The sequence below is a fragment of the Sulfitobacter sp. HI0040 genome (assembly GCF_001634885.1).
Lineage (GTDB): Bacteria > Pseudomonadota > Alphaproteobacteria > Rhodobacterales > Rhodobacteraceae > Sulfitobacter.
This window is the reverse complement of sequence record NZ_LWEX01000479.1, coordinates 1-11478: the sequence shown is the minus strand read 5'-3', so window position 1 is coordinate 11478 and position 11478 is coordinate 1. Positions and strand designations below refer to the sequence as shown.

The 11478-nt window shown below is 62.0% G+C and carries 14 protein-coding genes; 5 read left to right on the top strand and 9 right to left on the bottom strand.

Going from position 1 to position 11478, the window contains the following annotated elements; translation table 11 throughout:
* The 8 genes from A3728_RS19210 to A3728_RS19180 all read right to left on the bottom strand — a co-directional run.
* Positions 1–266: GTP-binding protein (locus A3728_RS19210; protein ID WP_150120898.1), on the bottom strand; the 266-nt coding region annotated here is incomplete at its 3' end.
* Positions 263–898 (bottom strand): urease accessory protein UreF, encoded by a 636-nt coding sequence (locus tag A3728_RS19205; protein ID WP_067927568.1) that lies wholly within the window; start codon positions 896–898, stop codon positions 263–265. The genes A3728_RS19205 and A3728_RS19210, both read right to left, overlap by 4 nt.
* Positions 888–1373 (bottom strand): urease accessory protein UreE, encoded by a 486-nt coding sequence (gene ureE / locus A3728_RS19200; protein ID WP_067927566.1) that lies wholly within the window; start codon positions 1371–1373, stop codon positions 888–890. The genes A3728_RS19205 and ureE overlap by 11 nt, the downstream gene beginning before the upstream one ends.
* An 8-nt stretch (positions 1374–1381) precedes the next feature.
* Entirely contained in the window at positions 1382–3094 is a 1713-nt protein-coding gene (ureC, locus tag A3728_RS19195; RefSeq protein ID WP_067927564.1) for an urease subunit alpha, read from the bottom strand.
* Positions 3094–3399 (bottom strand): urease subunit beta, encoded by a 306-nt coding sequence (locus tag A3728_RS19190; protein ID WP_067927562.1) that lies wholly within the window; start codon positions 3397–3399, stop codon positions 3094–3096. Before A3728_RS19190 ends, ureC begins: the two co-directional genes overlap by 1 nt.
* On the bottom strand, positions 3396–3548 hold the full coding sequence (locus tag A3728_RS22910; protein ID WP_150120897.1) for a peptidase M23: 153 nt from the start codon (positions 3546–3548) through the stop codon (positions 3396–3398). The genes A3728_RS19190 and A3728_RS22910 overlap by 4 nt, the downstream gene beginning before the upstream one ends.
* Positions 3549–3560: 12 nt before the next feature.
* Positions 3561–3863: an urease subunit gamma gene (locus tag A3728_RS19185; protein WP_067927559.1), complete on the bottom strand. Its 303-nt coding sequence runs from the start codon at positions 3861–3863 to the stop codon at positions 3561–3563.
* Position 3864: 1 nt separating this feature from the next.
* Complete coding sequence (locus tag A3728_RS19180; RefSeq protein WP_236630565.1) at positions 3865–4524, bottom strand: urease accessory protein UreD; 660 nt, start codon at positions 4522–4524, stop codon at positions 3865–3867.
* 585 nt (positions 4525–5109) lie between these two features.
* On the opposite strand from A3728_RS19180, the gene urtA reads away from it, so the two are divergent.
* The 5 genes from urtA to urtE are packed head-to-tail and all read left to right on the top strand — an operon-like array spanning position 5110 to position 11050.
* Entirely contained in the window at positions 5110–6372 is a 1263-nt protein-coding gene (gene urtA, locus A3728_RS19175; RefSeq protein ID WP_443069052.1) for an urea ABC transporter substrate-binding protein, read from the top strand.
* Between the two features lie 52 nt (positions 6373–6424).
* Complete coding sequence (gene urtB / locus A3728_RS19170) at positions 6425–8377, top strand: urea ABC transporter permease subunit UrtB (RefSeq protein ID WP_067927550.1); 1953 nt, start codon at positions 6425–6427, stop codon at positions 8375–8377.
* Positions 8378–8381: 4 nt separating this feature from the next.
* Positions 8382–9614 (top strand): urea ABC transporter permease subunit UrtC, encoded by a 1233-nt coding sequence (gene urtC / locus A3728_RS19165; RefSeq protein ID WP_067927547.1) that lies wholly within the window; start codon positions 8382–8384, stop codon positions 9612–9614.
* Positions 9611–10351, top strand: coding sequence for an urea ABC transporter ATP-binding protein UrtD (urtD, locus tag A3728_RS19160; protein ID WP_067927544.1), 741 nt, complete (start codon positions 9611–9613; stop codon positions 10349–10351). The genes urtC and urtD overlap by 4 nt, the downstream gene beginning before the upstream one ends.
* 3 nt (positions 10352–10354) lie before the next feature.
* On the top strand, positions 10355–11050 hold the full coding sequence (gene urtE, locus A3728_RS19155; protein ID WP_067927542.1) for an urea ABC transporter ATP-binding subunit UrtE: 696 nt from the start codon (positions 10355–10357) through the stop codon (positions 11048–11050).
* Between the two features lie 70 nt (positions 11051–11120).
* On the opposite strand, the gene A3728_RS19150 is transcribed toward urtE, so the two are convergent.
* Positions 11121–11478: putative sulfate exporter family transporter (locus A3728_RS19150; RefSeq protein WP_150120896.1), on the bottom strand; the 358-nt coding region annotated here is incomplete at its 5' end.

The window sequence follows — 11478 nt, the reverse complement described above, 5'->3', positions numbered from 1 at the left end:
GCAACGGCGGCCAGATTGATGGAGGCATCTTCCCGGATCGCGGTATGCGGGCAGCCGCCGGTTTCCACGCCGATGATGCGGCTTTGCGGCAGGATCTGCAGCCGCATCAGGGCTTCGGCGTCTTCCTGAGTGTAGATGTCGTTGGTGATGACACCGATGGAATAGCTATCCTGGAGGGCACGGGCCAGCGCCGCTGTCAGGGTGGTTTTACCCGCGCCTACGGGGCCGCCGATGCCCACCCGCAAGGGGCCGTTGAGGGAAGTCATGTGCGGAAAATCCTCGAATACTGCGTTTCATGTTTCATCGATGCGATATCGGACAAAAAGGCGGTGGAGGTCAGATCATCGATCGATCCGCGTACAGCCTGTTCAGCCAATTCGGCAAAATCGGGTGTGAGCGCCCGGATCAGCCGATGCCCCTCTGTCTGGCCCAACGGTATGAGGCGCAGGCCCGCAGTAACAAGGTTGCTAGCAAAGGCCTGAAGATACATTCGAAGCGTCAGCTCCAGTGGCAGTTGCTCCCGCCCCGCCGCGTAACCAACGGCGACCGGATAGGTGAGGGCGGGTATCGGCATGTCCCAGATTCCCCGGGTTGCGCGGCAGAAGGCTTCGCCCAGCAGGACAGACTCCGCCAGCCGTTCGGAGGAGGCCGCAAAAGCACGCGCGGTTGCATCCGTGTCGGTCGGATCGTCCGCGCGAAAGGCGGCCGCGAGAAACAGCGCATCGGCTACGCCCGCGCCGTACCGTAGCGCCGTGAGCACCCAGTCACGAAGCGTATCTGCATCTGTCACGTCGCGGGAGTCCACAGCCCATTCCAGGCCATGGCTATAGGCGAAGGCGCCAACCGGATAGGCGGGCGAAAACCATTGCGCCAGTGTCAGGACGTGATCAGTGTTCATGTTCATGACTATGGCCGTGGCTGGCGGTGTGGTCATGCCCATGGGTGCGGCCATGACCGTATGCCCCCCCTTCGGGAGTGAAGGGCTCGGAAACCTGGCGCGTGATCGTGCCTAGCTTGCCTAGCATGTCCTGGATCACATGGTCGCGCTGGATCAGCAGGCGGCCCGGTTCAATCTGGCAGGGCGTATGCCGGTTGCCGATGTGCCAGGCAATCCGCACGAGATCCGGACCGGTGATTTCAATCAGATCCTCCCGGGCGGCGACAACCTCGATCAGGGTCCTTCCCTGCAGCTCGAAGGCATCCCCGTGATCCAGTGAGGTGGTCTGCGCCAGATCGGCAAGGAACCGGGTCCCCTTGGTCGTCGTCAGCATCCTGCGGCGCAGAAACCGGGCGTCATAACTCAGACTGACGGAGTCATGATCGCCGCGCCACGTGCCCGCACGGTGTATGTGTTGGGATACGAGGGGGGGCATGTTACCTCTCAGAACAGGAAATAGCGCTGCGCCATGGGCAGCATCTCGGCGGGTTCACAGGTGAGCAGCTCGCCATCGGCACGGACTTCGTAGGTCTCGGGATCGACCTCGATCTGAGGTGTAGCATCGTTCAGCCGGAGGTCTTTCTTGCCGATGTTCCGGGTGTTCGTGACCGGAACGGTCTGCTTGGCCAAACCGAGCGATGCCCCGATGCCCTCGGCCTGCGCCGCTTCGCTGACGAAAACGACCGCTGCTTTTTCTACCGACCGTCCAAACGCACCGAACATGGGGCGCGAATAGACCGGTTGCGGCGTCGGGATGGAAGCATTGGGATCACCCATCTGGGCACAGACAATGCTGCCGCCCAACAACACCATTTCCGGTTTCACCCCGAAGAACGCGGGGTTCCACAGTACCAGATCGGCGCGCTTTCCGATTTCGATGCTGCCGATATGCGTTGATACGCCATGCGCGATGGCCGGGTTGATCGTGTATTTCGCGATATATCGGCGCACCCTGAAATTATCGTTCTCGCCCGCTTCCTCGGTCAGGCGACCGCGTTGCTTTTTCATCTTGTCTGCCGTCTGCCACGTCCGGATCAGCACCTCGCCCACCCGCCCCATGGCCTGGCTGTCGCTCGCAATGATCGAAAACGCGCCCATGTCGTGCAGGATATCCTCCGCGGCGATGGTCTCACGGCGGATACGGCTTTCGGCAAAGGCGACGTCTTCGGGGATCGATTTGTCGAGGTGATGGCAGACCATCAGCATATCCAGATGTTCCTCCAACGTGTTTACCGTGAAGGGACGCGTGGGGTTGGTGGAGGAGGGCAGAACATGGTCCTCGCCACAGATGCGGATGATGTCGGGCGCATGGCCGCCGCCCGCGCCTTCGGTGTGGAACGCATGGATGGTCCGGCCCTTCATCGCCTTTACCGTATGTTCCACGAAACCGGATTCATTCAATGTATCGGTGTGGATCATCACCTGCACATCCATTGCATCCGCGACAGATAGGCAGCAGTCGATGGCCGCCGGCGTGGTGCCCCAGTCTTCGTGCAGTTTCAGCGCACAGGCGCCGGCCTTCACCTGCTCTTCCAGCGCGGCGGGCAGCGAGGCGTTTCCCTTGCCCGCGAAGGCGAGGTTCATGGGGAAAGCATCTGCCGCCTGCAGCATCCGCCCGATATGCCAAGGCCCGGGCGTGCAAGTGGTGGCCAATGTGCCATGGGCTGGCCCGGTGCCACCGCCCAGCATGGTGGTCACGCCGGAATGAAGCGCGTCTTCGATCTGTTGCGGGCAGATGAAGTGGATATGGCTGTCGAAACCACCCGCCGTCAGGATGCGGCCCTCACCCGCGATCACTTCGGTTCCGGGGCCGACAATGATGTTCACGCCCGGCTGTATGTCCGGGTTCCCGGCCTTGCCGATGGCCGCGATACGCCCCTCCTTCAAGCCCACGTCGGCCTTGTAGATGCCGGTGTAATCCACGATCAGCGCATTGGTGATCACGGTATCGACCGCGCCGGCTGCACGCGTGGCCTGCGATTGGCCCATGCCATCACGGATGACCTTGCCGCCGCCGAACTTGACCTCTTCGCCATAGGGACCGGTCAGGTCGCGCTCCACCTCGATGATCAGATCGGTATCGGCCAGACGCAGCCGGTCCCCGGTGGTGGGGCCGAACATGGCGGCATAATCCGCTCGTTGGATCTCCGCAGGCATCAGAGCGCTCCCATCACGGCTTTGTTGAACCCATAGACGATGCGCGCACCGTCGAAGGGGATCAGCTGGACCTCACGCCGCTGGCCCGGTTCGAACCGCACCGCGGCGCCGGCAGCGATGTCCAGCCGCATGCCCCGTGCGCTGTCGCGGTCGAACTGGAGCGCGGGATTGCTTTCCGCAAAGTGGTAGTGGCTGCCCACCTGTACAGGCCGGTCCCCGGTATTGGCGACCATCAGCGTTATCGCAGTGGCCCCCGCATTGAGAATGATCGACCCTGCCGCCGGGAACAATTCTCCCGGGATCATCTGCGGCGCCCATAGGCCAGAAGAGCCACGACAACGGTAAAGAGCAGCGCGAAGCCCATGGCCCAGATATCACCGTGAGGATTGAGATGGGCACCGGAATGAGCGGCAGCGGGGGTGGCCAGAATGGCAGGGATGAGGGCGTGTTTCATGAAGGAGACTCCTTATCGAATGGGGTTGTGAACGGTCACCAGCTTGGTCCCGTCGGGGAAAGTCGCCTCGACCTGTACTTCGGCGATCATCTCCGGAACGCCGTCCATGCATTGATCCCGCGTGACGATCTGCGCACCGGTCTGCATCATGTCGGCGACGCTTTTGCCGTCCCGCGCGCCTTCGACCACCGCATCGGTGATCAGTGCGATGGCTTCGGGGTGGTTCAGCCTGACACCGCGGGCCAGCCGCTTGCGCGCCACCTCGGCTGCCATTGCGATCAGCAGCTTGTCTTTTTCGCGGGGGGTCAGTTGCATGTCAGGTCATCCATGTACGGGGAAGGGCGCCTTCGTTGAGCAGGCGCAGGGTGGGGATGAGGGAGCGCCGCAGCTCGAAGCTGTCGGGAGCAAGTATGCGGGAGACCAGCAGATCGGGTCCGATCAGTGTCGCGCCCGCTGTTTCGGGCAGCAAGGCGCGAAGACGCGGCAGATAGGCTTCGGCGTCGGGTGCCACATAGACAATTGTGGCCAGTGCCCCCGCGCCGCCTGCCGTGAAGGCGGCGCCCAGATGCGCGGCGAGATCGCCCTGCAGCCGCATCGCGTCGAGAAACAGGGGCCGGCCCCTGCGGCGGATGTCTATCCGGTCTGAAAAGCGGGCGGCAGTCAGGCTCTCGCCCATGGCTGCGCGGCCAAATATAAGCGGCTCGACCAGCAGAAGGCTGGCGTCCCGCTCCAGTTCGACGGCGAGTTCACGGGCACCGTCACAGCCGTTGTAAAGGATGGTTTCCTGCGGCAACCAGTCCATCCGGGCCCCGCGTGCAACGAATAGACGGTTGTGCAGAACGGCACCCTGCCCCGATTGCGCACGATAGAGCCGTTCGGCGGCCTGCGTCGTGATGCCCAGCCGGGTGTTTTCCGCCGCGCGGGCAGTCAGGGCGAACCTGTCGCCGCCCGTGACACCACCTGCAGTATTGATCACGATCGCCTGCAGGCCGTCTCCGCGAGGCCGTGGGAAAAGCACCTTCATCGCGCCCGATTGATGCAGATCGTCCAGTACGGAGCCACCCGCCCGCGCCTTGGCCGAGAACGAAAGGCTGCCGATGGCGCGGGGCTGGCGCGGCCCGCTGCGGGGGGGTGATATGATGTCTGATCGTGTAATCGCGGCTGCTCCGTCCGGCGTTTGGATGATGCGACATCATCACAAGGCCAAAACCGAGTCACCGAATAGCGTGATACCGGCGGGGCGCTGTCTGGAGATGCTCAAAATGTAATCGCAACTCACCCCACATGCTCAAATATTACGCACCCTTTCGCAGGCGCGGCGGCAAAACTGTGAGGATGTCTGTATCTTCTGCTGCGGCGCGGCAAAGCTGACCCTGCCATGACCCCGAAGGCTCAAACCCGGGGAAGGTGTGTGGCAGCCGGACGAATTGGACCCCGAACCGGCCACCACACGGATTGCAACATTTAGTTGCAGGGACGGCGTATGGGACGCTGCGCAACTGCGCAAGGTTTTATCCGCCAGCCCTGCGAGGAGACCATCATGAACTTTCTCAACCCCGCAATGACAGGCGCGCTGCTCGCCGCCGGCTTGACGACACCCGCCTTCGCCGCCCCGGATTGCCCGATCAAGGTGGGCGTCCTGCATTCGCTCTCGGGCACGATGGCCATTTCCGAAACGACCCTGAAAGACACGATGCTGATGCTGATCGAGCAGCAGAACGAAAAGGGCGGTCTGCTGGGCTGTGAGCTTGAGGCCGCTGTGGTCGATCCCGCATCCGACTGGCCGCTCTTTGCCGAAAAGGCACGCGAGCTTCTGACCGTGCAGGAGGTGGACGTCATCTTCGGCAACTGGACGAGCGTCAGCCGCAAGTCGGTTCTGCCGGTCATCGAGGAACTGAACGGTCTTCTTTTCTACCCTGTGCAATATGAAGGCGAGGAAAGCTCGCGCAACGTATTCTATACCGGGGCGGCCCCCAACCAGCAGGCAATCCCCGCGACCGACTACTTTCTCGATGAGATCGGCGTCGAGAAATTCGCGCTCTTGGGAACGGACTATGTCTACCCCCGTACCACCAACAACATTCTGGAAAGCTATCTCAAGTCGAAGGGCGTCGCGGACGGCGATATCTTCGTGAACTATACGCCGTTCGGCCATTCGGACTGGTCCAAGATCGTGGCCGACGTGGTCGCACTGGGTGCGGATGGCAAGAAGGTGGGCGTTATCTCGACCATCAACGGCGATGCCAACATCGGTTTTTACAAGGAACTGGCCGCTGCCGGCATCTCGGCTGACGACATTCCCGTGGTGGCCTTTTCGGTCGGCGAAGAAGAGCTTTCGGGCCTCGATACCTCCAACCTCGTGGGGCATCTGGCCGCGTGGAACTATTTTCAATCCGCCGACTCCGACGCCAACACCGCCTTCATCGACGCGTGGAAAGCCAAGATGGGCGAGGACCGCGTGACCAACGACCCGATGGAGGCGCATTACATCGGCTTCAACATGTGGGTGAACGCGGTCGAAGAGGCAGGCACCACCGATGTTGATGCCGTTCGCAGCGCCATGTACGGCCAGGAATTTCCGAACCTGACCGGCGGCACGGCGGTGATGCTGCCCAACCACCACTTGGCCAAGCCTGTGCTGATCGGTGAAATTCAGGCAGATGGCCAGTTCGATATCGTAAGCCAGACCGCCGAGGTGCCCGGCGACGCCTGGACGGATTTCCTGCCGGAAAGCGCCGTTCTGACCTCGGATTGGAAAGACCTTGGCTGCGGTATGTACAACACCGAAACCAAGACCTGCGTGCAGACGCTGTCGAACTACTGATCGCTGACCGCCGGAAGGGTGACGCCCTTCCGGCAATTCGGGACCCCCACACATGCTTCGTTTCATCCTCGCAGGCATTGCCTTGCTCTTCAGTTGCACGCTGACGCTCGCCCAGGACCGTGCAATGCAGGACATCCTGCAGGAGCAGGCCGCGCTGATCATGGAAAGTTCGCGTACCTCGATTGCGCCGGCTATTGCCGCAATCGCTGACAGTGGTCTGCCCCAGGCCCAGGTCGTGCTGCAGACATGGCAGGCCAAGAAGATGTGGCGGCGTGTGGCGGATGGTGTGTTCTTCCGCGTCGAGAAGGCGGAGGATGGCAACTATACACTGATCGACCTTGATAGTGGGGAACAGGCAGGCAGCGCGAAAAAATCCGACATCGACCAGATCAAGCCCAACAGCGGCATTCGCGCCCTGCTCGGATCCGCGCTGGTCCAGTTCCAGTTGCAGGACCCTGATCCCCGGCGCCGATGGGCTGCATTAACCTCGATTCAGCGCAATCCCGCGGCCGATCTGCTTGCACCGCTGCGCGCTTCGATCCCCATGGAGGACGACCCGGAGTTGAAGGCGATGAAGCAGCGCGCAGAACGTTTGCTGACCATTGCCTATGATCCGGATGAAAGCAGTCGCATCGCGGCAATCGATCAGATGTCACGCGACATCGGGGTGGATGTGCGCGCCACGCTCAATCCACTACTGGAAACCCGCCTTGCCGTCTTTGCGGGCGAACCGCCTTCTGATGTCAATATCGCAAGCAGGTTGGAACCCGGCGAACAGATCACAGCCATCGCCGCCTATGACATTCTGGTCGCCGCTGACATGGGCCCGCCGCGCATCGCCCCGGACGCGATACGCAGCGCCCTTGCCGAGCATATTCAGGGTGGCTTTGTGGGCGGTGTCCCGGTTCACCAACTGGATAGCCAACCTGCGAGATCACGCGCCTATGCGGCGCTCGCGGCGGAAGGGCTTGTTCCGCCCGAACCCACGCCTGACGCCATGGCGGAGACCTTGGCCCGGCACAGTTTCCTGCGCCTCTTCGCCGAGCCCTCGCCCGCCGTCACCGACGCGGCGTTGAAAGCGATGCGGTCCATCGATCTGCGTGTCGGCCTGAACCGGACGCTTGATCTGTTCCTCGACGGGATGTCGCTGGCGTCGATCTACTTTCTCGCGGCAATCGGGCTTGCCATCACCTTCGGCGTCATGGGCGTCATCAATATGGCCCATGGCGAGTTCATCATGATGGGGGCCTATACCGGCTATGTGGTCCAGCAGGTCGTGCCGGATCACACTCTGAGCATTTTGCTGTCCATCCCCCTGGCCTTTGCCGTGACCTTCGCGGCCGGCGTGGCGCTGGAGCGTTTGGTGATCCGGTGGCTCTACAACCGTCCCCTCGAAACGCTACTGGCGACTTTCGGGGTGTCCATCGCCCTCCAGCAGCTGGCCAAGAACGTTTTCGGCACACAGGCCCGGCCCCTGACCGCGCCGGGCTGGCTGGACGGTGCATGGGTGCTGAACGATGTCGTGTCGATCAGCTATATCCGCATCGCGATCTTCGTTCTGGCCGGGGTGTTTCTGGCGATCTACCTTTATATCATGCGCCGGACCCGGCTGGGGCTGGAGACCCGGGCCGTGACCCAGAACCCTGCGATGGCCGCCAGCATGGGCATCAACCCGAACCGGGTGAACATGCTGACCTTCGGACTGGGGTCGGGCATCGCCGGAGTGGCGGGTGTGGCGATTGGCCTCTTTGCCAAAGTCACCTCGGAGCTTGGCAGCGAATACATCGTCCAGAGCTTCATGACCGTGGTTGTCGGAGGGGTCGGCAATATCTGGGGCACGCTTGCGGGGGCGGGTATGATCGGTTTCCTGCAAAAGGGCATCGAATGGTTCAACCCGTCCAACACGCTGGCGGCGCAGACCTTCATGATCATCTTCATCATCATTTTCATCCAGTTCCGGCCGCGCGGCATCGTTGCGCTGCGCGGCAGGGCGGCGGGGGACTAAGGCCATGCCACACGGTTTCCTGATGCGTCACCCGTCCACGATCATTTTCGTTCTGCTTCTGGCGCTGTTCACGGTCGCGGTCACGGTTCTTTCCGAAGGGCTGGGCATCGGGGTGATATCGACCAGCCTCGTCAAGACGCTGGGCAAGACGTTGTGTCTGGCGCTGGCTGCCATCGCGATGGACCTTGTCTGGGGCTATGCCGGCATCCTGTCTTTGGGGCACTTCGCCTTCTTCGGACTGGGCGGCTACATGATCGGCATGTGGCTGATGTACGAGCGGACCCGCGATATCGTCGTGGAGGCATTGGCCGACGCACCGATCCCCCCGACCCCGGAGGAGATTTCCGATGCCATCGGCAATCAGATTTTCGGCGTCGTGGGAAGTTCGGACTTCCCGCTGGTCTGGGCCTTTGCGGATTCGCTCTTCGTGCAGTTGCTGCTGGTCGTGCTGGTGCCGGGCCTTCTGGCACTGGCGTTCGGCTGGCTGGCCTTCCGCAGCCGCGTGGCAGGCGTCTACCTGTCGATCCTGACACAGGCCATGACGTTGGCGCTGGCACTCTACCTCTTCCAGAATGACAGCGGCCTGCGCGGCAATAACGGTCTGTCCGGCCTGCAGAACCTGCCGGGGCTGGATCACGTCCCGCAGTCGCTGGTGTCACTGTGGTTCCTCTGGGGGTCCGCCCTGGCACTGGGCATGGGGTATCTGCTGGCCGCATGGGTGGTTTCGGGCAAGTTCGGTTCCGTCCTGAGGGGGATACGCGACAACGAGGCGCGGGTGCGATTCCTCGGCTATTCCGTCGAAACCTACAAGCTGACGATTTTTACCGTGACCGCCTGTATGGCGGGGATCGCGGGGGCGCTCTATTACCCGCAGGCCGGTATCATCAATCCGGCCGAGATCGCCCCCATAGCATCGATCTATCTTGCGGTCTGGGTGGCGATAGGGGGACGCGGACGGATCTACGGCGCGGTGATCGGCGCGGCCTTCGTGAGCCTTGTTTCTTCGTGGTTCACCGGCGGGCAGGCCCCCGACATCCCGCTGGGCTTCTACACCGTCAAGTGGGTCGACTGGTGGCTTGTCGTACTGGGTCTTTCCTTCGTGCTCGTCACTCTTTTCGCACCCAAAGGCATCGGGGGGCTTTTTGATCTGCTCAGCCACCGTTTCAGCCCCGACCGGCACGGCGCCGATCTGGGCCCAGACCAAGGGTCACTGCGTGAGAAGGAGGCAACCGAATGACCACCTTGCTCGAGGTTTCCGGCGTGTCTGTCAGCTTTGACGGGTTCCGTGCGATCAACAACCTGTCCTTCCGCATCGGCGAGGCCGAGATGCGCGCGATCATCGGACCGAACGGCGCGGGAAAGACCACCTTCATGGATATTGTCACCGGCAAGACAAAGCCGGACACGGGCCATATTCTTTGGGGCGAAAAGAGCCTGTCCCTCCGGGGCCTGTCCGAAGCAGACATTGCCGGGGTCGGTATCGGCCGCAAGTTTCAAAAGCCATCGGTCTTCGAGGATCAGACCGTTCAGGAAAATCTGGTTCTGGCACTCAGAAAAGCGCGGGGGCCTTTCGCGGTGTTGTTCTACAGGCCCACTGCGGCGGATCTTGACCGGGTGGAGGCGCTGGCTGCCGAGATCGGGCTTTCAGACGCGCTCCTGCGGAAATCCGGGGAACTCAGCCATGGCCAGAAGCAATGGCTGGAGATCGGTATGCTGCTTGCGCAAGAACCGCGATTGCTTCTTGTCGACGAACCCGCGGCAGGCATGACCCCGGCGGAGCGTGAACACACCACGGCCCTCTTGGTCGAAGCCGCCCGGACGCGCGCGGTCGTGGTGGTGGAGCATGACATGGAATTCGTACGCAGGTTGGATTGCCGGGTCACGGTGCTGCACGAAGGGTCCGTGCTGGCGGAGGGCTCGCTGGATCATGTCACGGCAAACAAGAACGTTATCGACGTTTATCTGGGGCGATAAATCATGCTTAAGGTCGAAAACCTGTCGCTGCATTATGGCCATTCGCAAATCCTGCGCGAGGTCTCTCTTGAGGCTCCGAAGGGGCAGGTGACATGCGTGATGGGGACAAACGGGGTGGGCAAGACCAGCCTTGTCAAGGCAATCGCCGGTGTGCACCCCCGATCAGGAGGGGACGTCACGCTGGACGGCAGTGCACTGGGCATCCTGCCGCCGCATCTTCTGGCGCAGAAGGGCATCGGTTACGTCCCGCAGGGCCGTGAGATATTTCCGCTCATGACGGTGCAGGAAAACCTTGAGACCGGGTTCAATTGCCTGTCCCCCGATCAAAGACGCGTGCCTGAGGAAATCTATGCCCTGTTTCCCGTCCTGAAGGACATGCAGGCCCGCCGCGGCGGTGACCTGTCAGGCGGTCAACAGCAACAGCTTGCGATAGCCCGGGCATTGATTACCCGGCCGAAACTTCTTTTGCTGGATGAACCTACGGAGGGGATACAGCCCAATATCATCCAGCAGATTGGCCGCGTCATCGAAGTGCTGCGTAAAGAAGGACAGATGGCGATCGTCATGGTCGAGCAATTCTTCCAGTTCGCCTATGACCTGGGGGACAACTTCGTTGTCCTGCGGCGGGGCGAGGTCATTCTATCGGGTCAGAAGGAAACGATTTCGCGCGAGGCGCTGTTGACGAAAGTCTCCGTCTGACGATTGGGGTGGGACTGCCATCGCGAATTGGCAGCGACGCATCGGCGGTTCGTCTTCGCGAAAAGCTCTCTCAACCTGCGCCCGCCAACGGCAGAAAGCCGAGCGCGATCCCGACCAGCGCTGCAAGAAACGCTGTTTCGGCAACCAGCAAGGCGACGGCGGGTAAACCGACGTTCAGAATGTCCTTGGGCTGGGTTTTCAAACCAACCGAGGCGATTGCGACCACCAGCAGCCAGCGGGACGCTTCGGATGCAATCTCGACGATGATCTCGGGCACCAGACCGGTGCTGCGAAGTGCAGCCAGCGCCACAAATCCGATCACGAAAATGGGCACCAGCGGCGGTCTCTTGCCTTTCGCCTCCTGCGCTGATGCTACCGTGCGGATTACCAGCGCGGCGACCACCACGACCGGGGCCAGCATGATCACC

What these genes read in the sequence shown, in the direction of transcription:
- A3728_RS19205 (WP_067927568.1), bottom strand. Translation starts at nt 898, where the DNA reads ATGAACACTGATCACGTCCTGACACTGGCGCAATGGTTTTCGCCCGCC.
- ureE (WP_067927566.1), bottom strand. Translation starts at nt 1,373, where the DNA reads ATGCCCCCCCTCGTATCCCAACACATACACCGTGCGGGCACGTGGCGC.
- ureC (WP_067927564.1), bottom strand. Translation starts at nt 3,094, where the DNA reads ATGCCTGCGGAGATCCAACGAGCGGATTATGCCGCCATGTTCGGCCCC.
- A3728_RS19190 (WP_067927562.1), bottom strand. Translation starts at nt 3,399, where the DNA reads ATGATCCCGGGAGAATTGTTCCCGGCGGCAGGGTCGATCATTCTCAAT.
- A3728_RS22910 (WP_150120897.1), bottom strand. Translation starts at nt 3,548, where the DNA reads ATGAAACACGCCCTCATCCCTGCCATTCTGGCCACCCCCGCTGCCGCT.
- A3728_RS19185 (WP_067927559.1), bottom strand. Translation starts at nt 3,863, where the DNA reads ATGCAACTGACCCCCCGCGAAAAAGACAAGCTGCTGATCGCAATGGCA.
- urtA (WP_443069052.1), top strand. Translation starts at nt 5,110, where the DNA reads ATGACAGGCGCGCTGCTCGCCGCCGGCTTGACGACACCCGCCTTCGCC.
- urtB (WP_067927550.1), top strand. Translation starts at nt 6,425, where the DNA reads ATGCTTCGTTTCATCCTCGCAGGCATTGCCTTGCTCTTCAGTTGCACG.
- urtC (WP_067927547.1), top strand. Translation starts at nt 8,382, where the DNA reads ATGCCACACGGTTTCCTGATGCGTCACCCGTCCACGATCATTTTCGTT.
- urtD (WP_067927544.1), top strand. Translation starts at nt 9,611, where the DNA reads ATGACCACCTTGCTCGAGGTTTCCGGCGTGTCTGTCAGCTTTGACGGG.
- urtE (WP_067927542.1), top strand. Translation starts at nt 10,355, where the DNA reads ATGCTTAAGGTCGAAAACCTGTCGCTGCATTATGGCCATTCGCAAATC.